Below are 24476 nucleotides of genomic sequence, written 5' to 3'. Positions count from 1 at the left end.
CCTGTTGGTTGACTGCGTGGCCCATCGGAGTCATTCGGCAGGCAACAATGCCGCCTGGCCGGCGGTCAGGGGACTGCTCTTGAGATAGCTGAGGATCGCAAATTGCCCGGCAGGGTCTTTCACGGCTTTCGACCTGATGATGTCGACATAGTCCGCGGTTGCATCCCACGCTTCCCAATTTGCGAGCTCCATTGCCACGAAGCCGGCCATCGGCTTTCGCGCGTTGATGAAGGAGCGATAGGCTTCGATCACCTGTTCGCGCGGCACTGCGGCGTCCGCTTCGCCCTGTACGCTCAGCGCAAGCAGAGCCGCATCGATCTCCGGCAGCGTGCGCTGGCGATCTGCGAAAAACGTCGCGTGAAGCCAATCGAGGCGCGATGGCCCGCGCAATTCCAGATCGGCGGCAAGCATCGCCGAAAGGTTCGCTGTGTCCCGCGCCAGCAACGCTTGGTTGATCAGTTTCTCAAGTTCGGCAGCGTCATTCTGATCCCCGGCTATGCCGAGAAGCAGCGTGTGCACCGAAAGCCTGGACGACAGTTTGGGATCGTTGATCCAGATTCTGATTTTTGCGGCTTCCAGCTCTGGCTTCAAGGTGCGCATCGCCTTATAGGGCGCTCGCTTCAGTTCGCCATAGGCGATCTCGACGGCAAGCGGTTCAGCAGCCTCGAGATAGGGAACAACGACTGCAACACGTTCCTGCCATTCGGCTTCCGTCAAAGATGACCACGCCATAACCTTCGACGGCCACAATTTGGCAGGCCGGTTATCGCCGCCATGCTTGGTCGCCGCCAATTGCCGCAGCCAGCCGGCGTATTCTGCCCCGATCGTTCCGATGCTTGTCCAAGTCTCGGACGTTCTGTTTCGCACGAGCAGCACAGGCCTGCCGACTGCCGTCGCGGGCAGCTTGGCGACTGCAGTCCCGCCATCCAGGGGCATCACGAGCTTTGCTACACCCAACGAGACGGTCGATTCCGCGATGGCCTCGTCCGCGGCGACGTTGCCCTTGACGACGCCTATGACGCGGAAGCCGCCCCGATCGGACGACGGAACGGCAAGAACGGCCTGGTCGGCCGAGTCCAGCTTTTGACCGGGTGTGATCACCGTTCCGGAAAAGCAAATGGCGCAGGCCCGCCCTTCGCCGATGGCAAAAGCCATCGCTACTCCAAGGCTGAACAGTAAGCTCAGGATTCGCATGATGGCCACCCAGACAGTATCAGCCTGCGCTCCACAGAAATGGCCTAGACCGCTGCCTGGGCCATTTCCTTCGGCTCCCTAGAAAGGCGACTTCTGCTGGTCCAGCGGATCGAGCGCCTGCGGGGTCGGAACGACGTCGTAGTTGGCGTAGCCGAACTCGTTGCTGCGCGCGGCAAAGTACTTGTCGCCAAGCTTGTACACGGTCGCCTCGTACGGCATGTTGCCGAGGGTGGTCACGATGGCTCCGTCCTTGATGGCGTAAGCGGTGCCCACGCCCAACGAGCCACCATGGAACACGTCGCCCACTTCGCTCGGCTTCGGGATCGCGCCGTTGATGTTGCCGATCAGGCGCTGTCCCGACGTGGTCCATGCGATGCTGAAGACATCACCGGAGACTGTGTTGCGAACCCAGGTTGTCTTGCCGACGACCAGCTCGGTAAGCGCCTTGTCGTCCAACGCAGTAGCGCCTTGCGCCTGAAGGTCGGCGACTGTGGTGCCTTTAGCGGCCGTCCTCTGTTCCTGAGTCGGCGTATACCAGATCGGCGAGGTCCATGCCCGCTCCTGGACCGTTGCCGCAACATTGTCCGGAGGCGCTATGCCGACTTCCTTGGCCTGGATGGTGGTCCAGCGCGGCGTAGGAATCTCAAGGGTTCGGGCATAGTAGAAGGCGTCGAGGCTGGGATCGAACTCAGGGTCCGCCCATGTCCCCTTCAATTCGACGCTGCCGATCGTGTTGGCGTAGCTTGCCTCGGCTATGTTCACAGTGCTGCCGATCGGCGGAATAGCGCCGGTGAAGGAGTCAGGCGTGCGGTTTCCAGCCCAGGCTACATCGAAGACTTTTTCGAAGCTCTGACCGTTCTTGCTCCAGCCCTTGATGATTTGGATGCGGTCGAGGTTGCCGGAAGTCGGGTCCTTCAGCGCCCATACGACGAAGGACGGCGCCTTGGCTTCTCCGAGCGGCTGCAAATCGCCGCCCATCGGAACGCCACCGGCATAAGCCGCTTTGACCCAGTCCGTCTGGTCCGCGGCCGCGGCCAGATCGGGGCCGCCGAAGAGGCGCACTTGAATATGCGGTCCACTGGTGGCGAAGGTTTCTTTCCTCTGCATGGCGTCGAAGAGCGACGCGCGGGAGTTTTCCTCGGCCCAGATTCCGGTCAGTCCAGCCGGGTTCTCAAGCCTGGTGTCAAGACCCGCGAACAAGAAGCCCGCCATGCGTTGCTTCATTTCGCCGTCCGCATGCCCATGGCCGCCGTAGAAGTTATCCTGGCGGTAAGGCACGCCTGTGTTGTGTGAGTCAGATCCGCCGACGAAGCCAGTCTTGTAAGGGTTGTAGCCCCGAGCCCCGTTCATCGACAGCCCATCCTTGAGGGCTTGCCGGATGTAGCTGCCAGGGACCTGCGGGAAGCGCCCTGCTGGATCGCCGAGCAGATAGGTCAGGATTTCGAAATTGGCGAATTCATCGTTGGGCGACAGCGTCGGATGGGTTTCCGATGCGCCCTTGATCTGCTTGATCTCGGTCAGCCGTTCGTTCCGATCCCGGGATGCCGCCCAGGTAGCGTCGATGGGCCGCCCTTTCTCATCGACATCGGTCGGGAACATGTGGCCGTCGGAGAGGTTGGCGTTGTGCGAGATCGCAAGAAGTTCGTTGCCGTCCTTGCGCTGACCATCCATCCAGTTCCAGAGGTCCGACGGGTTGCTGGAATCGATCGAGCTGAACGGCACCTGCGGGGCCTTGGCGCAATCCTTGAAGAAGACATTGCGATGCATGTTGCGGTTGTTTGGAGTCGACGTCCATTCATAAGAGCAGAAGGCCGTGAATTTGCCCGGCTCGTTGGCCTCGTCGGCGATGTCGACGTTCTGCTTCCAGACGGATCCAGCGACTTGCGGCGAAATCAGCTCCTCGATCGGTTTCCTGTCTACGATCGTTCCGCCGAGCCAGAGGTAGATGCGCTGGATGTCCGCGGGCGAATGCACGATCAGCTTCTGCGCGATCGGCAGTTTGGCGATATCCGAGCCGGGAGTGTTGGCGAGCGAAACAGTGCCGACATACTCGGAATGGTCGGTGACGCCCATCCAGTCGAGCGGCGTGCCGATCTTGATGTCGTAGCCGAGCGGGTGCTTGATGGTCTGGCCTTTCGCGTATTTGTAGGCGTCGGCCGGCGAGGTTTTGGTGTTGCCGAAGATGTAGGCGTCGAAGGACCAGCCCGTATGAACGTGCGTCTCGCCAAAGAATGCCTGCCGCTCTTGGGCTTCCGCAGAAACCAAGATTAGGAATGATGCCGCCGAAGCGAGCAAAATCGTCGTTCCACTTGACCTACGCATGTAGTCCTCCTCGAACCGTCATCTGGAGTTCAGTCCAGTTTTCATCGTCCTTGCGGCTCGTCGCGATCGATCGGTTGGCCACCTCAGTAGAATACTGCCCGCCTGAAAGAACGTCTCGCCACGCCAGCGTAGGAAACAGGGGTCAGCGGCATGCCTATGATGTCAATGAATATCGAAACGTCCGAACCCTTGTCGGGCATCTGCCCGTCAATCACTTTCACCGTGTAGGTCAGATCTCGGCCCTCCAGGACTGGGTCTTCAAGCACGACGACGACCTGTTTGAGTTCGCCCCCCTCCAGGATTGAGAGGTCGGCATTCGGCGGGTCCGAGAGGAAGCTGTCCTTACCCTTGCTCCAGAACGGAACGAAGGCGGCAGTCAGGCGTAGTCGGCACCAATTTGGCTACCGTTACGGCATCGCGCAAAAGGGCGGGAGGTAAATAACTGTAAACTACGCGGAAGTGTCGCCCGTTGCCGGGTTCAGTCCTGAACGTCCAAGCCAGCTTTTCTCAGCGAGGCCAGAAAGACTTCGGCGTCTTCGGGTTGTGCAAAACGTTCAAACGCCTCGCGCCGAAGATTCTGCGTCAAAACCGGCGCGTTGGCTTTCAACCAGGAACGTTCGCGGTCTGCATCAGCCACGTATCCTGCTTCGGCGAATACAGCTGCGGCAATGGAATGGTAGATGGCGTTGCTGGGGACAGTGGTTCGCTTGATCCAAGCCACAGCCTCCGGATAGTCGCCCTGAAAATAGGAGCAAAGGGCGAGCGCGGTTTCGAAGTAAGCCAATGAACAGGATTTCGCTCGCGCGCTTCAGCAACCAGCGGGCAACCGTCATCCCAGCGTCCAGACAGCGTTTCTTCGACCACATAATCAAGAAAGCGGTGCTCGCGATCGGTCGCCTCGAAGTCGGAGCTGCTGAGGATACGAGCGAGCTGAGCGCGACAAGCGTCGACGGGGAGAACTGCGCCCCCGTTTACGGGTGAGATCGCGTGCGTCACGGGCCCTCGCATGTCTGCGACTGCCCAAGTTCGTTTGGGAGCGGCGGCTTAACTAATAGTGTAGACGGGTAGCCGACGCTTCGCAATGCAAGTTGCGATGGCTTGATGGCGCTCCGTTCATGCGCGCCGTGTAGCAACGGCCCGGACCGGAAGAAGGAAGTGTCGATTTCGGGATCGTCCCTACGGTCCAGGCAACTATGTAAACCCATGTAAGTTACACCATGGCTTCTGGCGGCACCTGCATCCCGAGCCTATTCTGTTTCATGGCAGCGAAGCGGACCCAGACTATCCAACAGCAGGCATTTTCGGCGGCAACGCGCCGGTTTCCGCACGCCGAGTTAGCGATCCGCAGACTGATGAGCCGAAGCGAGGCGTTCTGTGACATGTGCGAGGAACTCGTGGATGCCGAGCAGGCACTGGCCGACGTTCCGAACACCACTGCCGAGCTACAGGAAGCCAGGAGGGCCGAGTGGCAAGAGCTGGTGGACAGATTGGTCGCCGACGTTGGAACTGCTTTGCGGCAGAGCAATTCGTCGAAAGATCAAGACGGCCGATCTTTTAGCTAGCGCGAAGGCGAACCGTAGGACGACAAGCCAAGCCCCGTTGACCGATAGCGCATCGACAAGGAGAACTTCCGAGATGACCCGGCTCAGACTTTCCGCTCTCGCAGCAGCGGGCCTTCTTTTGGCGGCAACGGCCCTTCCGGCTATGTCCGGAGATCCCCCCGGCATCCTGGAGGCCAAGGCCATTGCCGAGGAGGGATTCATCTTCGGCCTGCCCATCGTGATGAACTACGGCATCATGTACGAATACGCGGTCGACCGAAACTCCGGCCAGTTCAAGGCCCCTTTCAACGAGCTCAAGAACGAGTCCAACGTGTTCACGTACAAGGACACAGCGGTAGTAACACCGAACAGCGACACACCCTATTCGTTGATGTGGATGGACCTGCGGGCGGAACCGATGGTTCTCTCGGTCCCTGCGGTTGATCCGAAGCGGTACTACTCCATCCAGCTCTGTGACGGAAACACTTACAACTTCGGCTATATCGGTACCCGCGCCACGGGAAGCGAGGCAGGCGACTACATGATTGTCGCGCCGAACTGGAATGGCGCGACGCCTGCCGGGATCAAGAGAGTGTTTCGGTCGGGCACCGATCTCTCGCTGGCGATATATCGCACCCAGCTCTTCAACCCTGACGACCTCGAAGGAGTCAAGAAAGTCCAGGCCGGCTACAAGGTGCAGACGCTTTCGGCCTTCCTGAAGCAGCCGGCGCCGGCGGCCGCGCCAGCCATCGAGTTTCCGAAGATCGACAAGGAGCTCGTGAAGACGAACTTCCTCGAGTATCTCGATTTCGCCCTGCAGTTCGCCCCGCCGGTTTCAAACGAGGCAGACATCCGGGCCAAACTCGCCCGCATCGGCGTCGGACCTGGCAAGACCTTCAACTTCAAGGACCTCTCCATCGAGCACAAGCTCGAGATCGCTCTCGGCATGAAGGAGGGACAGCGGAAGGTCGATGAGGCTGCGGCGCATGTCGGCAAAGATATAAACGGCTGGAAGGTCAGCTCCCTGCCGGGCGACAGCGCCCACTACAATGGCGACTGGCTGGCGCGAGCCACGGCGGCGCAGGTGGGAATCTATGGCAATGATGCGGTCGAGGCGATGTATCCGCTGACGCGGACCGACGGCGATGGCAACACCCTCGACGGAAGCAAGCACGACTACACTTTGACTTTCCCCAAGGGCCAACTCCCGCCGGCGAACGCCTTCTGGTCGCTGACGATGTATGACGGCAAGACGCAGCTGCTGATCAAGAACCCCATCGACCGGTATCTTATCAACTCGCCGATGCTACCGCGGATGGAGACAAATCCGGATGGCTCGCTGACGCTCTACATTCAGAAGGAGTCGCCCGGCGCGGCCAAGGATGCCAATTGGCTGCCGGCGCCGGACGGGCCTATCTACATGGTGATGCGACTGTACTGGCCGAAGTCTGAAGCGCCGTCGATCCTGCCGGCAGGCGAAGGCACGTGGAGGCCGGCCCCGATTGCGATGGTAAATTGATAGCATTGAGCGAAGGGGCCGCACGTCAAGGTCGACTGTTCGGGGCAGATCGACCCGTCCGCGATGCACAACCATCAAACCGCTAAAAGGATCATCAACAAGAGGACACACAGGCTTGGAATTTTTGGGGCGATGATCCTCCTGGTCACCCTAGATCTAGCCGTGACCGGGATCAGTCGAGCGCAAACGATCAGCTTTGCAGACGCCGTCACGGTTCTTGCCATCCGTTCCAGCTTTTTCGCGTTGGCCGGAGGCTTGAACGAAAACAGCTTGGCGTCGACCAAACGCGGACTCCGCTTCCGCTCTGGCGGGCTAAATGGGCGAACGTCCTTTCAGCATACCAACGAGAGCCGTCCCGTCCGTGTAATACGGATCACCACCGCCGTTGCGGCCGTCTTTGGTGGCACCGATGCCGGGGATCTCGTAGCTGGAGGAAAGCTGTCCGGCTGCCATCAGGTCGCTGATGACCAGATCGCGTTCCGCGTCGACATCGGGGCCTATGTGGTGGGTGATTTGGCCGGTGTCATGGCTAAGTCCGACGCCGCGATCGAAACTGGCCGAACCCAGCCAAAGCGGACGGCTATCGCTGCCCAATTTCTTGGTCAGCCAGAAACGGACATGATTGCGCTGGTCCGCGCTGTCTCCGACCGGTTTTTCGAAAGCCAGGTCTTGCTTCCTCCCCTCAAAAAGCAAAGCGCTGACAGGCGCATCCAGATCGGGTCGGTGGAGCACGACGCTGAGACCGATATCGATGGAAGAACGGAGCGTGATGGGGTCGGCAGGGTCCCAGTCGGCTGCCACGAATGCGCGAATGACCTCTTCTTTTGTTCCGACGAGCCCGATGTTGATCGGATCGCCCGGTATATCCTGCTCCGTATGCGTGAGCATGCTGCCAAAGTCCGACACGCGTGAGGCATCTCGAAACACCCAGATTTCCGGCACGACGAAATAGGCGATGAGCAAATAGACGATCGCCAGACCAAGTCCGACGGTGGTGGCAGTCCGTATTTTGGTTCGACGCCGCATGGGCAATTCCATCCTCTATTCGCTGCCGGGCTGCGGTGGCACGGCAGCACTTCGCCAATTCCCACGCTGCCGATCACGGAGAGGGCGGCGCTGCCGCCCATGACCCGCTGACCTGTAGTCATGGTTCGGGGTCAGCCCCTTCAGAAGGCCTGTCATCCCTCATTTCCCTGGCTCTCACTCTGTCGAGTTTGCCGAATTCGGTCATGATGTTTACCAGCACGCTCCCCGTCCAACCGAAGGTGAACAAGCCCGACATTGCGATGATTGGTCCGACCAGACGCCATCGATCAGGCAAACTAATGCTGCCCTCGCCGAGCGTCGTATAGCTCTCCAAGACGTAGTAGTAGCTGTCACGCATTGAAGGGATTAATCCGGCCAAAGATACAGGGATGGCCCAGAGGAGCGTTTCGGCGAAATGCAAGGCTGCCAGAGACGCTATCGTGATGGCGAGCAACAGGTTGAGGCGCCAATATGCCGTGGTGTCATTCACATGAACCCACGATTCGCTGAAGCGCTGATTGATTGTCCGAATTCCCGCGCCGTGCACGAAAATAATGACAATCATTATCAACGTGCCGAAAACAATTTCCAAAACCGGCTTCGGAGCTGACCCGTCGTCCATCGAGTTGTCTTTCTAGCCTAATGAATGCGAGTTCGATTGCTTTAAGGAAGCACTCTCGTGAGGATTTGGCCGGTAGTCACAGTGCGGCCAACGCAATCGGGAGTGCGAGCCGGCTGCATCAGGCTCTGCCTCCTGTCTGCGATTGGAGTTTGGTTGCATGTCGTCGGTCTGAATTGTGCCAATGCGCGTCTCGACCTTGTCTGGAGTGACGAGGATTGCCGGAATTTCGTCTGCCGCTGTGGTTTCAACCGTGCCAACGAGGAAAGTGGATGCTGCGAGGATCATCGTCAGTGCGTAGATCCTGCTGTGAATGTGTTTCATGGTTCCCTCCATCTCGTCTGCGTCACACGTATCGGACATCGAAACGCCAGCTCCGCTTCAGTGAAAAGGCCTTGTTAGGGCCCGTCAGCTTGGATATTGCGGCGGAGATACTGCCGACTTGCTGTCCGTCGACCTCACAGACTAAGCGCAGGTGTCGGGAGCCGGAACGTAACTTACGTGGGGTAAGGTGTAAGTGACCCTGGCGAATTGTGCGGCCGTCAGCCGCATCAAGCCCGGACACTGCAGCGGCGCAGCGGGTAGTGCCGGGGATTCGACCGAGGGAGAATAAGACGCGAAAAGTCAGTCCGCGATGGCGAGGCCGGCTTTCCTTAGCGAGCCGAGGACGAACTCGACGTCTTGCGAACGGGCCAACCCGTCCGAAACCACCTGGCGCATGTTCTTCATCAAATCCGGTTGATTTTTGTCCAGCCAGGCACGCTCGCGATCAGCCTCGATTTTGTATCCTCCTTCGCCGAAAACGGCAGCGGCAATTACATGGTAGATCGCATTCGACGGAGCCGGCGATTTCTTGATCCACATAGCTGCCAATGGATAGTCGCCGCTGAAATAGGCGCAAAGGGCCAGATCCGACTCGTAGTAGGCTGAAGAACCTGGATTGCGTTGGCGCGCATCCGCAATCAACGGGCATCCATCATGCCAATTTCCGGAAACCGCCAGGCGCTCTCCATATTCGCCCATGAACTCGGTGTCGTTCGGGTTGATGGTCAAAGTCTGCTTGCCCACTTTCAATGCCGCATCGATCTCCTTGTGGAAGTAGAGCGCAAGCATTTCTCCCTGGCGTCCCCGGATGTTGACAGGGTCAATTTCCGTAGCGCGCCTTGCCGCGACCAAGGCGCGCTCGAGCGCTGCTGCCGACGAGGCGGGGTCGGCAGGAAACTTGAATCGATAGTCATCCGTGTAGACCAGCGAAAGAAGACCCCAGGCGGTGGCGTAGGTGGGGAAGCGGGCCACGGCTTTCTCAAGGCAAGCGCGTACCGAAGAACGGGTTTCTGGATCGACGTCGACCCGGTATGCATAGAAAGAAAGCGTGCAAGAGTAGGCGGCCCAATCATCGGGCGGATTGTCGACGTGGAGATTGGCGTCTGCCTGGAAAATGACACCATAGGTCTGGGCCAGGCTGGTCGCCACCTTGCTGGCAATATCGGCCTGGGCCTTTACGAGATCAGCGACCTTCAGTCCGCCATCATAGCTGTTCGCCCACAGAACCGAGGCGTCGGCCTTGCTGATCAACCTGACTCGGAGCTGAAAGGCATCGGCCGCCAGGTTGATGCTTCCGGCCAGGACAAATCGCGGCGGAGAGATCGACGGATCTTCCCCCTTTGCGGCCGACTCCATGACCACAATGTCCTTGAACTTGGAAAGGTGGCTGACAACTTCCTGCTTCAATCCGCTCGCGATCGCTGCTGCAGCGCGGGTGCCGGTTAGATTCTCAAAAGGCTCGACAAGCACGCGGGGTGTTTCCGGCGCGCCTGGCCTGGCAGAGGGCCACCACCACGCCAGTACAGATGCCCCGGCGGCGAGAAAGGCCACAAGGATGGCCGGAAGCAACAGCCGCGATGCCGTCCGGCGAACCGGAGCTTCCGCGACAGTTGGAGAAACAACCGGCGCTGTCGGCTGCGCCAGCGGCGGTTGCGATCGCTCCGAGAACGTTGGAACGTAACCGCCCTTTGGGATCGTGATGAGAATTGGGTCGGAGTGTCCGGCCGTCAAATAGTAACGCTCGAGCGCGCGCCGAAGGTGACCAGCCTCAATGCGGACGATCGGATCCGTCTGCGGGTCGAACGACTCACTGCGGCCGAACACTTCGACTGCGATCGAATAGGCCTTGATGCGATCGCCATGTCCCGACAATGCTTCCTCAACTACATGGCTGAGGAAGCGGTGCTCGCGACCGGTGGCCTCGAAGTCTGTACTATTGAGGATCAGGGTAAGCTGGGCGCGACAATCCTCTGGGGTGAGCGTATGCTCCCTCCCTCCGGCTGGTTCCGCCCGGATCACCTTGGTTCCCTCACCTGACGTTCTGGGGTGACTACTCCCAGTTATATTTCTTTTTTCGCCGGTTACCCGTCGCTGCGTAATTTATATGCGCGAGCCAATTCTTGCAATCCTCGTAGTAGTCTGAACGGATAACATTGGGATAACGGCGACGACTTGTGCAATGCAGCGGCGGATGACGACGGATCAATAGTTAGGCGGCCTCACGGGCAGCGCAGTTTGAATTCGCGATTTTATAGGCTTGGTGCCGACCGAGCTCGCTATGGATGTTCAGAAATTACCCTGTCGCCCACGTAACTTACTTTCCGCAGCCGCCTCCATGCGATAGGCTACGGTGGTTTCGGGAAAATACGAATTTGCGCCATGAGGATGGACGACGAACCGGCTGATAGACAAAGAGCGGTCTCGGCGGCGGTGCGTCGGTTCCCGCAATTTGAATTGGCGATCCATCGGCTGATGGACCGAAGTGAGGGCTTTCAGGATATGTGCGAGGAACTTGCTGAAGCGGAGCTCGCACTCTCAAGGATTGAAAAGGTTCCGCCGGCAGTGCGCGAGTCTAGACGAGCCGAATGGCAGGAACCGGTGGACCGGTTGGTTGGGGAAGTCGGAGCCGTGCTGGACACGGACGCTCCCTGGAAATCGCGTTTCAATCCCTGGCCGCCACGGTAAGCGACAGAGAGTGGCAGAACTGAACGGAGGCTAACTTGGAATTTCTGTCTGGCAATCGGCGTTTGCAAATTATAGCGGCCCTGCTCCCGGCTCTGCTCATCGGCACAACCGCGTGGGCCCAGGATAACACCCAGGATCTCGCCAAGAAGCTATCCAACCCGATCGCCTCGCTGATCAGCGTGCCCTTCCAGTTCAACTACGACAGCGGCTATGGCCCGAATGATGGTGACAAAGCCTACGTCAATGTGCAGCCGGTCATCCCGATCACGCTCAACGACAACTGGAACCTGATATCGCGCACCATCCTACCTGTCGCCTGGCAGCACGACATTGCAGGACCATCCGGCGACCAGTTCGGGCTCGGCGACATATCGCAGAGCCTGTTCTTCTCGCCGTCCAAGCCCACCGACAGCAGTGGTGTTGACGCAAAAGGACGGATGGACGGTGGGTATGTTGGCGAACCACATCTGGTCGTTCGCCGGCGACAGCGACCGCAGCAATATCAATGCCACCTATCTGCAGCCTTTCATCGCGTACACGACCAAGGACGCCTGGACCTTCAATCTCGACCTGGAGAGCACCTACAATTGGGAAGCACGCGAGTGGTCGGTCCCGATCAACTTCCAGGTCTCGAAGCTGGTCGTGATCGACAAGCAGCCGATCAGCTTGAGCGCGGGCGTTCGCTACTGGGCTGCGAGCCCGGACAGCGGGCCTGACGGATTCGGTTTTCGAGCTGCCGTTACATTCCTGTACCCAAAAAAATGAGCCCAAGGAGAGAACGATGATAAGGAAAATGAAGCAGACTAGTGCAGTCGTATTTGCTGCTCTGACAATTGCCACGACTTTTGTGTCCCCGTCGCAGGCTTGGTTTCGCGTGGGCGGTTGTTTTGCCTGTGGCGGGCGCGCCTTCGCTGCAGGGGCAATTGCTGGTGCTGCGATCGCTCGGCCGCTCTATTACCCGCCACGTTACGTATACCCGCTACCGGCATATTCTCCCTATCCAGCCTATCCAACCTGCCCGCTAGTCGCGCCCGTTCCCTATTACTGCCGCTGAACACGATCATATAGGAGAGTACAATGATGCAAGCTGTGAGACTCGTTCTGCTCGTCGGCGTAATCGTTCCGATAGGCAGCGCCTTCGCCCAGACCTCGAAAGAGCCACCTGCCGATGCACCGCCGCCAATCCCGACGCTCCACTGCGACTTCAAGTCGATGAATTCCTGCATGGCCGGGCAACCCTGCGCAGCCGACGAAAAAATTGCAGGTATGTCACTGCCGTTGAAGGTAACGGTGGATTTCGAAAACAGCATGGTCGGATCGGTCGACGAGGACGGATACGCCCGGGCCGACAAGTTTGACACCGTTGCCAAGTCGGCAGATCAATTGATCATCCACGGAATCGACGGTGCGTTCGGCTGGCAACTGACCGTCCATGACAACAGCGACGCAGCTTCAATCTCCTTGATGGCAGCAGATGCGTCAATCGTTGGCTTTGGAACCTGCAGGAACAAGTAGGCTTGCGCCGCCTTTTGAAACAGTTTGGGGGTACGATGATCCATATGAAAAACGAACGGAATCCGATATTTATTAGCTGAGCAGCGCGAGTACATGTATGTTTGTCACTGCGGACGCAAGACGATCGCATCGGACATGAAGTAAAAGACGGAATTAGAGGGGACTTCGACATGGGAATCATCCGAGCTCTCGTGCTGGCCTCGGCGGGAACAGCGGCAGCGCTGGTTGCGGTGCCGGCGATCGCCGCGGACGCTGCGACGCAACTTCCTGAAGCCGCGCCCTCACCGGTCTGGACTTTCACCGTAGAGCCCTATTTTTGGATGGCAGGCATGAACGGCAGGGTCGGCGTCAGGGGCCTGGAGCCGGCGGATATCGATGTCGATTTCAGCCAGATTTTCAACCACATTGACTGGTCTCCCCCGCCGGTCATGCTTGCCGGTGAGGCGCGCAATGGCCGCTACGCTCTTTTCACCGACTTCATCTACCTGGGACTCGAGGCTGATGGCACGTCGGCCGGCCCGTTGGGTCTTTCGGCCAACGCGGACATGAACACGGTGGTGTGGACCTTCGGCGGCTCCTATCGGGTCGTCGACACTGGCACCGCGACCTTGGACGTTCTGGCTGGAGGACGGCTCTGGTACCTAGATACGGATTTGACTGTTACCGGCCCTCTCGCCGTAAGGGAGGCCAGCGGCAGCAAGACTTGGGTCGATCCCCTGATTGGTGTGGCCGGCAATGTTGCTCTCGGCAACGGATTCGGCCTCCACGGCGAGGCCGATGTCGGTGGCTTCGGTGTCGGCGCCGACATCGATTGGCAAGTGCAGGGCACCCTTCAATACCGGTATAGTGATTCGGTCACGCTGGAAGCGGGCTATCGCTATCTTGCCGTAGACTACGACAACGACGGATTTGTGTTTGACATAGCAATGCAGGGACCAATCATCGGTGCCAGATTTCGGTTCTGATCGGATCTGCGCCGGGGGTTCAAATGATCATGTCCGCGTGTCCGAGCAATCGCATCGCGAAGTTCGCGCTAGCAGTACAGTGCTGATCGTTCTCGCTCCCGGTTGCAGGGCGGCTTCGCGATCCGAGGACGCTTTGGGACGACTTCGAAACGGGAGGAGAGTTGGGGAACTGTTTCGGGAGCCTGTCCAAAGTCAGGCGTATCAGCACCGTTTTGTTGGCGTCGGCGTTGGTTGGCCTGCTGTGGGGGTGCGCGTCCCGTCCGACGAATGTGTTGCTGCCCGTGGCCGATACCTCCCCTTCCTCCAGCAAGGTGGAGATGCTGGTCGCAACGACACGCAGTCGTTCCTCCAATCCGGCACAAATGTATACGCCCCCGTCAACTAATCGGCTCGCCTACAAGCTTCGACACCGTAAAGTTTGAGGCGATAGGGTTCGAAAGTTCTTGCCTAGTTCCTGCCTGCCGCCATCATCGCGGCGACCGATTTTGGGATGCTTCAGCCTCCAGTAGAGCAGCTCCGACTTCAGCGACCAGCCGATCCACCAACTCCTCCCACTCGGCCCTTCTGGCTTCGTGAAGTTCAGGCGGCGTGCCGGGTACATTCGACAGAGCAATTTCGGCTTCTAAAAGTTCCTCGCAGATGTCGCGGAATGCCTCGCTACGGCCCATCAATTTGCGGATCGCAAATTCGGCATGCGGAAAGCGTCGCACTGCCGCCGAATATGCCTTCTCCCTGCCAGGAGGTTCGCTGTTTGCTGCCATAGCGCCATTCCCTATGCGCTAGACTGCGCATAGTCTTTTTGATGGTGCCAGTATCAGTATGTAAGTTACGTAGGCGGACTGTTGCTGGCGAAGCTGTATCTGCCCATGGCCGAGGATTGACACGCTTGTGGCAGGCGGTCCCCAAAGAACCCGCAACGTCTTCCCGAGCCAACCAAGGCTATTGCGCGATGTCGCCACCGGGAGCTGGATCTCCCTACGGGTCATGTCAGACGATATCCGCTTGTACGATCTGGCTTGGCTCCTCCACCTGGCCGCTCGGCACAGGCCTCCAGGGTCGCGCTCTTACCCAGACTGTAGCGGCCGGCGGACCGCCGCCGGCCGGCACGCATCTCCTGCTGCTCGGCACGCGCGGCGCATCTGGCGTCGACCTCGCGCGCGGCCAAACCGCGAGCGCCGCGGTGGTCGATAGCGTGCCGTATCTCTTCGACTGCGGGTACGGAACGATGCGCGCGCTCGTGGCATCGGGCGTCGGCCTTCAGCCAATCAGCACGCTGTTCCTATCGCACCTGCACGACGACCACACGTCCGACATCGTGGCGCTGCTGACGGAGCAATGGACGGGCGGCAAAGCGACACCGACAAACGTGGGCGGAGACGGCACGGCGGCGCTCGTGAAAGGCGCGCTCTCGTTCCTCCGCGCCACCGCCGAGATTCGCAAGGCGGGCGAAGGCAGAACAACGCCCCAGGGAATGTTCTTTGGCCACGACGTCGCCGCAACTGCCACGCCGACGAAGGTGTTGAAGGATGAAAGAGTCGCGGTGACAGCCGTCGAAAACACCCACTTCTCCGAGAGTGTCAAGGCGATGGTGCCGTACCGCTCGCTGTCCTACCGTATCGACACCGCGGAACGCTCGATCGTGTTATCGGGCGACACCGGATACTCGAAGAACCTCATCGAACTCGCGCGCGGCGTGGATGTCTTTGTCTGCGAAATCATTGCGCAAGGCCTTGTCGATCAGTTGACAGCGGGCGCGGCTGCTGACGCGGCGGCCGGCAAATCGAACAGCATGGCACAGGAGGTCCTGAAGACGCATTCGTCGTCGGCCGATGTCGGCCGCATGGCGCCAAGGCAGCGATCATCGGCCCGGCCGGTGGTCGGAGCTTTGGCAATCTCCTGAGATTCTGGGCGGTAGCGGCGAGGAGGAATTCGTCGCGCGCGCCTGAGGGACCGCGCAGTCGCAGACGCCCAAGCCGAAAAATGCGTTTCAGATGCGCGAACAGCATCTCGACCTTCTTCCGTCGATGGCGGGACCGCTCATATTCCGGCGTCTCGGCAATTGCCCTGGCGACATCGCGGGCATCCCAATTCAGATCTCGGGGATCTTACGGAAGGGCATGTTCGGACAGCACTGCGGCTTCAGCTTGCAGACTTTGCAGTCGTGCTGGCTGGCGCGGTAAAGCCGCGTGCCCGCACTGGTGATGCCTGTGCGCGGCGTCTTGTAGCAAGGCATGACCCTTGTGCGCTCCGGTCCACTGCGCCGACGGATCGGAGGGTGAGATGAACTTCGGCGTGACCTCACTGGCCGCCCCGAATGCGGCGTCATCCAGGGTTGCGAGATACTCTCGCACCGCTCGACCGGCCCCAGCGCCAAGATCGGCGGCGCGCCACTCGTCGCCCGGAATGGAGCGCTGTTTGTTGGCATCGGCCGCGATCAAGCTGGCGTCCACCCCAAACCCTTCGCCGCCCACCAAGCCTTCGCTCAGGCTCCGAGCGTACCTCCAGAGCGAGGAACTGGTCGATCCTTCGAAGGAGGTGGTCATCAGGGACATGATCATCGAGACAGAAATCGTAGAACAACTGCGCAGATGCCACCTGCAATCCCATCATCGTCCCATTCCCTCCGGAATCAACAGGTGGATGGAATCACGGCACAGGCAGTCGATCAACGCCGACTAAATCAACACAATCGATCAGGAGCCGTCGCTCAGGAGGATCAAGATGTGACTATCCTGAAGTAAGCAGGGGATGCGTACCGGACCGGATCGTAGTCCGCACAAGATCGTACACGCCTTGCAGGTTGAGGCCTCATAGATCTCGCGGACATCGAGCTGACCGCCATCAAGACTGACTGTCTTGGTCCCGCCTGCAAGTTCTATCTGTAGGATACAGTTAGTTACGTCCCCTAAAGTAAAGCAATCGGCCAAGGTGACGCGTTCCTGCATGGATCGGTGCTTGGACGAACCTAAAAGCAACCAGGAGAATGACCATGAGCCTCAAGATGCTTTGCACGGGCGCGATGGCGCTTTCGATGATGACCGGCGCCGCACTTGCCGGCAAAGGCGGCGGCGCCCTCGACGAGCCGACGAAAATGGCGCCCTTCTACACCGCTGCTGACATGAAGACCTTAAAGTCGGAAGCCGACTTCAAGGCCGCGTGGACGGCGTTGAAAGACGAGGATCGCGCCGCGATAACGCAGGAATGCGGCGACATAGCCACAGCCCAGACGCATGGCGACTTCTGCACGATGGTTGGCCACCAGTAAACGCTGCCGGTTTGGCGCCTGTCCCGCAACGGGTCATTCGCCGCTGGCACCAGAATTGCGGTGTCAGAAGCGCCGGGTGTGTTGGGGCCCGGCAATTGGGGCGGTTGGGGGCCTCGCCGCTTCGCAAATGAAGCGGCGAGGTTTTTCATTCAGCCGAGCCGCGACGACAAGAAAGCACCAAGCGGCAATAGACGGTCGCCACACAGCGTTTGCGCAGTATCCACAGGCGACGGGCCGATCGGTAAAATTGTCCGGGTTCCGTTAAGGTCTTCCGCATTAGCGCCGGCTCATGGTCTCGATGTTGCCTAGCAACGAAGCCCGCTGCCGCCCCAACAGCCCACCCCCCAGGCAGCGGGCTTTTTCCCCTTCATGGCTTATGTTTTCGGGGCTTGCAGCCGCGCTGGCGGGCTTCCTTGTGGCGGTTGCATCAAGGTCTAACGAACGGGAAAGCGCACTAGAAAGCACGTGCGGTAACCGTTGATTCAACCATTGCTGGTAGCTTAGAGGGGTGTGGTAGCGGCTCCGACAGTGCGGCGGGGGCTGGGTTGCCGGAGCCGCCTGCGCAGCCAGGGTAGGAATTGACCGCGCCGTCCTATTCTGGGACAGCGCGGTCAACGTTTCGTTAAAATGTCCCGGAACTAATTAAGCGCATGCTAATTGAATCGCGGTTTTGCGAGTCGATGCATGCGTTTGAAGTTTATCCCGCCACTAATGCCGACCCTGGTCGAGAAGCCGCCCGAGGGCGACGGCTGGTCTCATGAAGTCAAGTTCGATGGCTACCGGTCGCAGATCGTCATCGATGACGCGGACGTTCGGATCTTCACGCGACGCGGGCTAGATTGGTCGGTGAAGTATCGAGACTTGGTTGACGCGGCCAAGGGGCTGAACGTCGTCCAGAACGCCATCATCGACGGCGAGATCATCGTGCTCAATGATGCCGGCCTGTCTGACTTCGGCGAGTTGCGAAAGGCCATCACACGGCGCCAACACGACCTCTATTTCGTTGCCTTCGATCTCCTGCACCTTAACGGCCACGACCTGCGCGACATGGCGCTGGAAGACCGTCGCGAGATCCTGGCCGAGATGATCCCGGACGGTGGTCGCATCCAGTTCAGCCAGGCGTTGCCGGGCGATGCCAAGACCATTTTCCACCTCGTCGAACAAGCCGGACTCGAGGGCATGGTGTCGAAGCGCAAGGACAGCAAATACCGAAGCGGCAGCTCGACGGCCTGGCTAAAAACGAAGGCTTACAGCATCGACGAATACGAATTGCTCGGCACCGAGCGCGAGGCCGGTAAGCCAGCCTTTGCTCTGATGGCCGAGCGCGGCACTGGGCGCTTTGTAGGCAGCGCATTCATCACCTTGAACCGGGAGATGCGCGAACGCCTCTGGCTGCGCGTCCAGGAGCACGCAGGCACGGCGCGCCCAAGGGCATGAAGCGGCCGGCGACGCAATGGGTCAAGCCGGGGCTGATCGGCCGCGTGAAGCACCTGCGCGGCGAGGACGAATTGCGGCATGCATCGTTGCAGGATTTCAGGGAAGAGTGACGCTTTCAGCCAACACGACAGGGAGAATTACTCAACGCGCTTTCCAGACGCGTCGAACTTAAGCAACAAGGTATCAGATCCCCGGCCCGAGAAGACAGAGATTTCCGCACTGCCATCCGCATGCACCGTAATGGCGCCGCTACAATCACTGTTTTCGACGTCGGCTTCCTTGAAGCCCTGCTCTTCCAGAGCGCGTGTGATTGCTTCGCCTGACCGCGCAAGCACAGCGATAGCTCGGGCGATGGTCTCTGGGCTAACGTCGGTAAGCTCGATGCCAATGTTGCGCCCTTTGAAGTTCTCACTGTTCATTCGCAAGGCGAAGATGATGGAAATACCGTCTTTGCGAGCCTGCTTTAGCATTTCAAAAAGCGCCGTGAACCCTGAGGCATCTTGCACCGAGTTGTTAGTTCCCGACCATTCTTCGTAGAGCACTTTCGTTTTTTCCCAGGCATCCGTTCCAGCGGAACCAGAGTATTGGGCCCAGAAAGGGCCTACGATCGCAGCGAACGCTAGCCATCCCTTCCAGCGCATGATCAGTTGAAAGGTGTCATTCGGTCCCGCCAACCCTCGTAGCATTTCCACGCTGGCAGCTTCGCCGGTAAATCGCTCCATGAATACGGCTGCCAAGGCGGCGGTGCCGGCGCTCTCTTTGCTGCCGAATGCCATAGTTATTTGCATTTCATTCGCCATGTCGCGCCCCTCCCGAGAGACTCACCTGCATTCGCAACGGCGCGCAGCAATAGAACCTCTAAATTAGGCAGCAGCGCTCCTGCAATGGCTGTTCTTTAGTTCGCCGTCGATGTTCGACGCGATGACGCCAAAAGCCCTTGCCAGGACCATCTTCGTGCAGCGAACCCCTTCAACGGAGATCGCCATGCCTCAAAAGACTCTCGCCGACACCTTGGCCGCCCGTAAAACCGTCTACGTCAATTGCGGGCATCCAATGTGCGGTAAGTCGACAAAGCTCGATATCGCAGCGCTGATCGACAGGCTTGGCCCTGATCACGGTTCGATGCACGCCGACCTGGTCAGGCTCTTCGGCTGCTCGAAATGCAAGGCCGCCGGGCGGGACCGCCGACCGGTATTCTTCACATACATTCCCGACTACGAAGGCCAGCAGCGGGAGCTGGAAACCGACTTTCGAGAGGCGTGAGGATCATCTTTGATGAGAGTTGGCCGGCGCCCGTTGCCCGCGTCATCCAATCGGTGGATGGGGCTTATCATGGGCCGGCAAACTTTCACACGGGTTTGCGGCCAATTTGGCGGACCGCCAATCTCTTAGCCACAGGGACCTTGCCAGTATCTCATCGCGATCGTCATCAGCGGCGGCTCTGCCACACTTCGCAATCACATAGTCGGCTCTGTTCGTTCGATAGTCTTCTTTTTGAGCAGACAACATCGTTCCTCCCGGTTCGAGGCCTCCCTCCCTTTTTTGGCTGATGGAAACACTAGCTGCCGATGGATCGAGTGAGTCTACCAATTGGGGATTGAACATGGATTTTAACGCAGCTTTACGGACCTGTAATGCGGTCGCTTTCAGGTATGGTCAAGCCGCCTCGCAGGGTGGAAACTAGCTGTATTAGGTCTCGTTTTTCATCCTGCAGCTTAGGAAGGCTTTTTAGGAAGAAACTTTCCGAAGTCCCATATCGGCCATAGTCTTGCTCTTTAGAAAGGATGATCCATTCGACAGTTTCGAGGGCAGCCAACGCGTATCCGAGTCGACTATTGAGTCTTGGAAGAACTGAGAAGTCGCAACTCCTTGCCCTAGTCCACCTGCTTCCAACTAGCTCGTAAACCCTGCCATCGCCATTTTCCTGAAGAGCAGCGTTATTATCTAACAAACCTTCTTTCTGATGTTGCCGGCGCATCGGCTGGGCCAGAATCTTGGCAGGAGGGATGCGACAAAAACGAGTTCCAAAGCCCGGGGCGAAAATTCCCGTACCGGGAATGTACGTGGCCGAACCGTTCTGCATCAAGCCGCTCCCGAGCCCGAAAGCTGCTGACAGCAAATAGTTATTGCTGGCATACACAATAACCAAGTCTTTCACTCGGAGCGTGATTGCTGTCGGCGTTGTCAAAAATCCATCATTAAGACATTCCCACAGATCAAGTGGAGGCGTCCCTTCCGAGATCCTATAAATTATCGCTATGCGATCAAAGGCTCCCACGCGTTTGTTGGGGAACGATATATCGTCGTAGCCGAGTCGAAGACTGTGACCACGCAACGCAATCGCCATATGTGCAGAAGCGGATTTTATCTTGTCCAGCCAGTCGAAGGCCGCATCAAGCTGGGTCCACGTCAGTCTCCCGCCTTCAACCATGGCTTTGACAGCCGTGATCGACGGGTCTTCGAGTTTCCGTGCAAACAACCTGTTGCATTCCTTATGGGAACTTAAGGAAAGCTGACGCCAAGTCGGCTGAATTGTCTCAGACACTCGGAAGGCGGAAGCTTTCCTATCGCCTATATCGCCAGCATATTTGTGGAGCCATTGCGGAAGTGGATGCTCTAACGTCGACTCTTCCCCAACGATGACCCCACCGCAAAGGACACAAGTCGAAATAAACGTGTTTTGGATGCCGATGCTGTCAGCAATCTGGAGCCGACCGCCAGCCCGGAAACGGCGGGGTATAAATTGCAGATTCTCACCCGCTGGCCGAGCGACCAATCGAAATCTTCGCCGGTCGATTGGAGCGCGGCTCTTGGGTCCGGCAGGCTGGCAATCGTCAACGATCCTCTTGATGAGGCAAAGACTGGAGCGTCGATTACCATTCCGTGATCAGCGCTACGGCGATCGCCCCCGATAGGGATCGGATGATGATCAGCGAAGGGTGAGGTAGTGTCTCGATTTGAAATTATCGAAACATCAAGCTGCCCGGCCTTTTATTAAGACCGTCCGCCACCACAAAGCCGCCGCGCTGCCGACCGCTCGCTTCTGTGTATCGATGTTGCAATTTTCGGCATTGATCAGCGAACATTGCCTTCAGATCCTGATAGCGAGGGCGAACGTGCAGGTTTGTGAGATGTCCAGCGCATACGTGTGCACAGCGATCGGCGTCATAATTGCAGAGCAAATGGCATCTATCATCTGCAAACCAACGTGATTATCGCTGTGAGAGAAAGCGGGTAGCCCCCAATTCGGAGGAAAAGATGCGACTATTTTTGGTGTTGATTTTGATGGCGCTGAGCGGCTGCGTATCCAATGTTTCCCCGGATAGTGATGGTATACCACGCCGCGAGTCCTGGGCTGGAAACCATTAGCCCGCTTAATTCACGCCGATAGCGGCCGTGCCGGTTGTTGGTCCAACGGTTGTGGGGAGCGCGTTTCGGGGCTCCCCGACGGCGAAATCTGCGCCAGTGGCTTGCTCGCCAGAGGCTGGTGTCAGTTCTTATGTGCCCGTGGAGACATCCATGGATGTCCAGAGACACTTAGGCGTGCCCTTCCCACCTTGGTATGGTGCCGTTGGATATGCCATGGCCGTGACGGCGCAAGCGGCCCATTTGGGCGCGGTTCCAGCATTTAGTTGGTTTTGAACCAACAATTCCGATGCGATGAAACCGCTATGTAATTGGAATATATCGTTGAATTGGCGTGGGATTGGCGGAGAGGGAGGGATTCGAACCCCCGATGCCCTTGCGAGCATGCCGCATTTCGAGTGCGGTGCATTCGACCACTCTGCCACCTCTCCGCGGTCATGGTCCGCCGTTGCCGGCGCGGCGCACTAGATAACGGCTGGGCGGGCAGGTTACAAGGCCCTATCTGCCTGATTTCCGGCTTCTGCGAACCGCTGCGGGATCGCTATGGCGCGAACCGTTCGGGGCAAGATGTTTCACGGGTGTCCTCGTCACCTTGCCGGCAGCAATATCGTGGCGACCGATGATGGTTTGCCGGGCGCGTCAGAGATACAGCCGTTTGCCTTGACTTCAGCCCAACCTTCGGTTAGGGACAGCGCGCAATCGGCGTGGAGGGTTCTTCCGCGCCGCTTGTTTTTTGAACCCGCAGACTGACAAAAAGACGGCCGAACCGCCTGAAGCGGTTCATCAAGGCCGACCGAACAGCGAAAGGCAAAAAATGTTCGCAGTCATCAAAACGGGCGGCAAGCAGTATCGCGTTGCCGCCAACGATCTCCTGAAGATCGAGAAACTCGAAGCCCAGGTCGGTGATATCGTCGAGATCGGCAATGTACTGGCGCATGGCGAAGGCGAGAACGTCACGTTCGGCGCGCCGTTCGTCGACGGCGCCATGGTCACCGCTGAAGTCGTCGAGCAGGGCAAGAACCGCACGGTCATCGCTTTCAAGAAGCGCCGCCGGCAGAATTCGCGCCGCAAGATCGGCCACCGCCAGCTTTTGACCACCGTCCGGATCGCCGAGATCCTGCTGGGTGGCGCCAAGCCGGCGAAGAAGGCCGCCGCCAAGCCGGAAGCCAAGGCAGAGGCTGCCGTCGAGGCGAAGGCCGAGGCCGCGCCGAAGGAGGCCAAGGCCAAGAAGGAAGCCAAGGCAGAGGCTGCTCCGAAGGAAGAAGCCAAGGCCGAGACCGCCGCCGCTGCGCCGCTGTTCAAGGCGCCGAAGGGTGAGCCGGACGACCTGACCGTGATCAAGGGCATCGGCCCGGTCGCGGCCAAGGACCTCGCCGAGCAGGGCATCATCACCTTTGCGCAGCTCGCCAAGCTGACCGACAAGGATGTGGCCAAGATCGACGAGCACATGCCGTTCAGCGCCGACCAGATCAAGGACTGGCGCGAGCAGGCCAAGGAGCTGGCGAAGAAGTAAGGCGAACCGGCGAAACGATCACCGGATCGGACTTGAAACGGAACGCGAACGCGTTCATAAGACCATTCAAGCGCCCCCAGGGCGCATCGGAGTTAGTTAGATGGCACACAAGAAAGCTGGCGGTTCGTCGCGCAATGGTCGCGACTCGCATTCCAAGCGTCTCGGCGTGAAGAAGTTCGGCGGCGAAGCCGTGATTCCGGGCAACATCATCGTTCGTCAACGCGGCACCTCGTGGCATCCCGGCGTCAATGTCGGCATGGGCACGGACCACACCCTGTTTGCGCTGGAAGCTGGCGCAGTCACCTTCAACAAGAAAGCCAACGGCCGAACCTACGTATCGGTGAACCCGATTTCCAAAGCAGCGGAGTAGCCGGTTCCGCACCACAACACCGGCGCCCATCTCGGGAACCGGTGTCTGGCCAGGCCAGGAAAAGGATCAGGGGAGATGGGTTTCCATCTCCCTTTTTTCTTGCGCCTGGAGGACTTTGACATGGTTGCCGAAGCGGACGACACGGACGACGAAAGTTACGCGATAGATTGCCCGGTCCTGGCCACCGAGCGGCTGGTCATGCGGCGCCCGCGTGACAGCGATATCGGGCAATTGGTGGCGCTCGCCGACAACCGCCATATCGCTGAAATGCTGGCCCGCATGCCGCACCCCTATGGCGAGGCCGAGGCCCGCGCCTTCCTCGCCATGACGGCATCGCGCCGCGCCGGCATCGTCTATGCGCTGACGCTGGCGGGAACCGACACTTTCGTCGGTTGCGCCGGCCTCAACACCACCGATCGCGGGCTGGAGCTCGGCTACTGGATCGGCGAACCCCACTGGAAGCGCGGCTATGCGACCGAGGCCGCGCACGCGCTGGTCGACCTCGCCTTCCAGAGAACCACGGTTCAGGTGCTGCAAGCCTCGACGCGGGTCATCAATCCGGCCTCACGCCGGGTCATCCACAAATGCGGGTTCCAGTATGCCGGCCAGGGCATGCTGAACTCGATCGTCGCCGGCCAGGTGCCGGTCGAGCGCTATCGGCTCGACCGCAAGACCTGGACCAGCCTCAGGAACTGGGTGCACTTCTGAGGCGTGTCGATATTTAGGTCAGGCCGGCCTGCGAATGATGGCTTCCTGCGCTTCCGGCGCTCACGTACTTAGGTACGCTCCGCGCCGGTTCTCGGAAGCCACCACTC

22 protein-coding genes, 1 tRNA gene and 3 pseudogenes are annotated in these 24476 nt (G+C 59.1%); 13 read left to right on the top strand and 13 right to left on the bottom strand.

The features are described from left to right. Positions 1-30: 30 nt before the first annotated feature. From ACSQ3Z_RS01855 to ACSQ3Z_RS01845, 3 genes are all read right to left on the bottom strand, one after another. Complete coding sequence (locus ACSQ3Z_RS01855) at positions 31-1155, bottom strand: hypothetical protein (protein ID WP_436169693.1); 1125 nt, start codon at positions 1153-1155, stop codon at positions 31-33. Between the two features lie 117 nt (positions 1156-1272). Beyond that, the gene (locus ACSQ3Z_RS01850; protein WP_436169692.1) at positions 1273-3516 is read right to left on the bottom strand and encodes a DUF3604 domain-containing protein; all 2244 of its coding nucleotides are present in this window, start codon (positions 3514-3516) and stop codon (positions 1273-1275) included. Between the two features lie 478 nt (positions 3517-3994). Then, the gene (locus ACSQ3Z_RS01845) at positions 3995-4300 is read right to left on the bottom strand and encodes a hypothetical protein (RefSeq protein WP_436169691.1); all 306 of its coding nucleotides are present in this window, start codon (positions 4298-4300) and stop codon (positions 3995-3997) included. On the opposite strand from ACSQ3Z_RS01845, the gene ACSQ3Z_RS01840 reads away from it, so the two are divergent. Beyond that, positions 4300-4497 carry a hypothetical protein gene (locus tag ACSQ3Z_RS01840; protein WP_436169690.1) on the top strand — a complete coding sequence of 66 codons (198 nt, stop codon included), beginning with the start codon at positions 4300-4302 and terminating at the stop codon, positions 4495-4497. The genes ACSQ3Z_RS01845 and ACSQ3Z_RS01840 overlap by 1 nt on opposite strands. A gap of 654 nt (positions 4498-5151) precedes the next feature. Further along, positions 5152-6576 carry a DUF1254 domain-containing protein gene (locus ACSQ3Z_RS01835; protein ID WP_436171814.1) on the top strand — a complete coding sequence of 475 codons (1425 nt, stop codon included), beginning with the start codon at positions 5152-5154 and terminating at the stop codon, positions 6574-6576. A 312-nt stretch (positions 6577-6888) separates the two neighbouring features. Here ACSQ3Z_RS01835 and ACSQ3Z_RS01830 read toward each other — a convergent pair whose 3' ends face one another. The 4 genes from ACSQ3Z_RS01830 to ACSQ3Z_RS01815 form a co-directional block, all read right to left on the bottom strand. Beyond that, positions 6889-7602 carry an LssY C-terminal domain-containing protein gene (locus tag ACSQ3Z_RS01830; RefSeq protein WP_436169689.1) on the bottom strand — a complete coding sequence of 238 codons (714 nt, stop codon included), beginning with the start codon at positions 7600-7602 and terminating at the stop codon, positions 6889-6891. A 118-nt stretch (positions 7603-7720) separates the two neighbouring features. Next, positions 7721-8224 carry an ion channel gene (locus ACSQ3Z_RS01825; RefSeq protein ID WP_436169688.1) on the bottom strand — a complete coding sequence of 168 codons (504 nt, stop codon included), beginning with the start codon at positions 8222-8224 and terminating at the stop codon, positions 7721-7723. A 12-nt stretch (positions 8225-8236) separates the two neighbouring features. Then, positions 8237-8545 carry a hypothetical protein gene (locus ACSQ3Z_RS01820; RefSeq protein WP_436169687.1) on the bottom strand — a complete coding sequence of 103 codons (309 nt, stop codon included), beginning with the start codon at positions 8543-8545 and terminating at the stop codon, positions 8237-8239. 300 nt (positions 8546-8845) lie between these two features. Next, positions 8846-10564: a hypothetical protein gene (locus tag ACSQ3Z_RS01815; RefSeq protein WP_436169686.1), complete on the bottom strand. Its 1719-nt coding sequence runs from the start codon at positions 10562-10564 to the stop codon at positions 8846-8848. 701 nt (positions 10565-11265) lie between these two features. On the opposite strand from ACSQ3Z_RS01815, the pseudogene ACSQ3Z_RS01810 reads away from it, so the two are divergent. The 3 genes and pseudogenes from ACSQ3Z_RS01810 to ACSQ3Z_RS01800 all read left to right on the top strand — a co-directional run bounded on the left by ACSQ3Z_RS01810 (position 11266) and on the right by ACSQ3Z_RS01800 (position 13710). After that, a pseudogene (locus ACSQ3Z_RS01810) lies at positions 11266-11995 on the top strand (transporter). Between the two features lie 312 nt (positions 11996-12307). Continuing rightward, entirely contained in the window at positions 12308-12745 is a 438-nt protein-coding gene (locus ACSQ3Z_RS01805) for a hypothetical protein (protein ID WP_436169685.1), read from the top strand. A 170-nt stretch (positions 12746-12915) separates the two neighbouring features. Beyond that, complete coding sequence (locus ACSQ3Z_RS01800; protein WP_436169684.1) at positions 12916-13710, top strand: hypothetical protein; 795 nt, start codon at positions 12916-12918, stop codon at positions 13708-13710. Between the two features lie 467 nt (positions 13711-14177). Here the strand turns inward: ACSQ3Z_RS01800 and ACSQ3Z_RS01795 are convergent, their stop codons facing one another. Beyond that, the gene (locus ACSQ3Z_RS01795; RefSeq protein WP_436169683.1) at positions 14178-14471 is read right to left on the bottom strand and encodes a hypothetical protein; all 294 of its coding nucleotides are present in this window, start codon (positions 14469-14471) and stop codon (positions 14178-14180) included. Between the two features lie 41 nt (positions 14472-14512). Here ACSQ3Z_RS01795 and ACSQ3Z_RS01790 point away from each other — a divergent pair, with 41 nt between their 5' ends. Further along, a complete protein-coding gene (locus tag ACSQ3Z_RS01790) occupies positions 14513-15610 on the top strand; it encodes an MBL fold metallo-hydrolase (RefSeq protein WP_436169682.1) in 1098 nt (365 codons plus the stop codon). On the opposite strand, the pseudogene ACSQ3Z_RS01785 reads toward ACSQ3Z_RS01790, so the two are convergent. Together ACSQ3Z_RS01785 and ACSQ3Z_RS01780 are read right to left on the bottom strand one after the other, a co-directional pair. Beyond that, a pseudogene (locus ACSQ3Z_RS01785) lies at positions 15570-15922 on the bottom strand (transposase); the annotation flags it as partial. The gene ACSQ3Z_RS01790 and the pseudogene ACSQ3Z_RS01785 overlap by 41 nt on opposite strands. Then, complete coding sequence (locus ACSQ3Z_RS01780; RefSeq protein WP_436171919.1) at positions 15816-16268, bottom strand: hypothetical protein; 453 nt, start codon at positions 16266-16268, stop codon at positions 15816-15818. The pseudogene ACSQ3Z_RS01785 and the gene ACSQ3Z_RS01780, both read right to left, overlap by 107 nt. 431 nt (positions 16269-16699) lie before the next feature. On the opposite strand from ACSQ3Z_RS01780, the gene ACSQ3Z_RS01775 reads away from it, so the two are divergent. Continuing rightward, complete coding sequence (locus ACSQ3Z_RS01775) at positions 16700-16975, top strand: hypothetical protein (RefSeq protein WP_436169681.1); 276 nt, start codon at positions 16700-16702, stop codon at positions 16973-16975. A 684-nt stretch (positions 16976-17659) separates the two neighbouring features. Then, positions 17660-18522: pseudogene (locus ACSQ3Z_RS01770) on the top strand (ATP-dependent DNA ligase). 27 nt (positions 18523-18549) lie between these two features. Here ACSQ3Z_RS01770 and ACSQ3Z_RS01765 read toward each other — a convergent pair. After that, a complete protein-coding gene (locus tag ACSQ3Z_RS01765) occupies positions 18550-19212 on the bottom strand; it encodes a hypothetical protein (protein WP_436169680.1) in 663 nt (220 codons plus the stop codon). Between the two features lie 109 nt (positions 19213-19321). On the opposite strand from ACSQ3Z_RS01765, the gene ACSQ3Z_RS01760 reads away from it, so the two are divergent. Beyond that, positions 19322-19675, top strand: coding sequence for a hypothetical protein (locus ACSQ3Z_RS01760; RefSeq protein WP_436169679.1), 354 nt, complete (start codon positions 19322-19324; stop codon positions 19673-19675). Between the two features lie 358 nt (positions 19676-20033). On the opposite strand, the gene ACSQ3Z_RS01755 is transcribed toward ACSQ3Z_RS01760, so the two are convergent. After that, positions 20034-20891, bottom strand: coding sequence for a hypothetical protein (locus tag ACSQ3Z_RS01755; protein ID WP_436169678.1), 858 nt, complete (start codon positions 20889-20891; stop codon positions 20034-20036). Between the two features lie 201 nt (positions 20892-21092). Here ACSQ3Z_RS01755 and ACSQ3Z_RS01750 point away from each other — a divergent pair, with 201 nt between their 5' ends. Then, a complete protein-coding gene (locus tag ACSQ3Z_RS01750) occupies positions 21093-21299 on the top strand; it encodes a hypothetical protein (RefSeq protein WP_436169677.1) in 207 nt (68 codons plus the stop codon). An 820-nt stretch (positions 21300-22119) separates the two neighbouring features. Here the strand turns inward: ACSQ3Z_RS01750 and ACSQ3Z_RS01745 are convergent. Next, positions 22120-22209, bottom strand: a tRNA-Ser gene (locus ACSQ3Z_RS01745). Positions 22210-22592: 383 nt separating this feature from the next. Between ACSQ3Z_RS01745 and ACSQ3Z_RS01740 the strand changes: the two genes are divergently transcribed. The 3 genes from ACSQ3Z_RS01740 (at position 22593) to ACSQ3Z_RS01730 (ending at position 24369) form a co-directional block, all read left to right on the top strand. Next, entirely contained in the window at positions 22593-23291 is a 699-nt protein-coding gene (locus ACSQ3Z_RS01740) for a 50S ribosomal protein L21 (RefSeq protein WP_436169676.1), read from the top strand. Between the two features lie 100 nt (positions 23292-23391). Beyond that, positions 23392-23661 carry a 50S ribosomal protein L27 gene (gene rpmA, locus ACSQ3Z_RS01735; RefSeq protein WP_436169675.1) on the top strand — a complete coding sequence of 90 codons (270 nt, stop codon included), beginning with the start codon at positions 23392-23394 and terminating at the stop codon, positions 23659-23661. 120 nt (positions 23662-23781) lie between these two features. Then, positions 23782-24369, top strand: coding sequence for a GNAT family N-acetyltransferase (locus tag ACSQ3Z_RS01730; RefSeq protein ID WP_436169674.1), 588 nt, complete (start codon positions 23782-23784; stop codon positions 24367-24369). Positions 24370-24476: the final 107 nt, after the last annotated feature.

Source organism: Mesorhizobium sp. LjNodule214, assembly GCF_964252735.1.
GTDB lineage: Bacteria > Pseudomonadota > Alphaproteobacteria > Rhizobiales > Rhizobiaceae > Mesorhizobium.
This window is presented reverse-complemented; position numbering and strand designations above follow the sequence as displayed.

Bases quoted from the DNA above. Each gene is read 5' to 3' on its own strand.
- ACSQ3Z_RS01765 (WP_436169680.1), bottom strand. From the start codon at position 19,212: ATGGCGAATGAAATGCAAATAACTATGGCATTCGGCAGCAAAGAGAGC.
- ACSQ3Z_RS01795 (WP_436169683.1), bottom strand. From the start codon at position 14,471: ATGGCAGCAAACAGCGAACCTCCTGGCAGGGAGAAGGCATATTCGGCG.
- ACSQ3Z_RS01830 (WP_436169689.1), bottom strand. From the start codon at position 7,602: ATGCGGCGTCGAACCAAAATACGGACTGCCACCACCGTCGGACTTGGT.
- ACSQ3Z_RS01800 (WP_436169684.1), top strand. From the start codon at position 12,916: ATGGGAATCATCCGAGCTCTCGTGCTGGCCTCGGCGGGAACAGCGGCA.
- ACSQ3Z_RS01780 (WP_436171919.1), bottom strand. From the start codon at position 16,268: ATGATCATGTCCCTGATGACCACCTCCTTCGAAGGATCGACCAGTTCC.
- ACSQ3Z_RS01775 (WP_436169681.1), top strand. From the start codon at position 16,700: ATGAGCCTCAAGATGCTTTGCACGGGCGCGATGGCGCTTTCGATGATG.
- ACSQ3Z_RS01760 (WP_436169679.1), top strand. From the start codon at position 19,322: ATGTTCGACGCGATGACGCCAAAAGCCCTTGCCAGGACCATCTTCGTG.
- ACSQ3Z_RS01790 (WP_436169682.1), top strand. From the start codon at position 14,513: ATGGTGCCAGTATCAGTATGTAAGTTACGTAGGCGGACTGTTGCTGGC.
- ACSQ3Z_RS01840 (WP_436169690.1), top strand. From the start codon at position 4,300: ATGAACAGGATTTCGCTCGCGCGCTTCAGCAACCAGCGGGCAACCGTC.
- ACSQ3Z_RS01740 (WP_436169676.1), top strand. From the start codon at position 22,593: ATGTTCGCAGTCATCAAAACGGGCGGCAAGCAGTATCGCGTTGCCGCC.
- ACSQ3Z_RS01855 (WP_436169693.1), bottom strand. From the start codon at position 1,155: ATGGCTTTTGCCATCGGCGAAGGGCGGGCCTGCGCCATTTGCTTTTCC.
- ACSQ3Z_RS01805 (WP_436169685.1), top strand. From the start codon at position 12,308: ATGATGCAAGCTGTGAGACTCGTTCTGCTCGTCGGCGTAATCGTTCCG.
- ACSQ3Z_RS01820 (WP_436169687.1), bottom strand. From the start codon at position 8,545: ATGAAACACATTCACAGCAGGATCTACGCACTGACGATGATCCTCGCA.
- ACSQ3Z_RS01835 (WP_436171814.1), top strand. From the start codon at position 5,152: ATGACCCGGCTCAGACTTTCCGCTCTCGCAGCAGCGGGCCTTCTTTTG.
- ACSQ3Z_RS01730 (WP_436169674.1), top strand. From the start codon at position 23,782: ATGGTTGCCGAAGCGGACGACACGGACGACGAAAGTTACGCGATAGAT.
- ACSQ3Z_RS01850 (WP_436169692.1), bottom strand. From the start codon at position 3,516: ATGCGTAGGTCAAGTGGAACGACGATTTTGCTCGCTTCGGCGGCATCA.
- ACSQ3Z_RS01825 (WP_436169688.1), bottom strand. From the start codon at position 8,224: ATGGACGACGGGTCAGCTCCGAAGCCGGTTTTGGAAATTGTTTTCGGC.
- rpmA (WP_436169675.1), top strand. From the start codon at position 23,392: ATGGCACACAAGAAAGCTGGCGGTTCGTCGCGCAATGGTCGCGACTCG.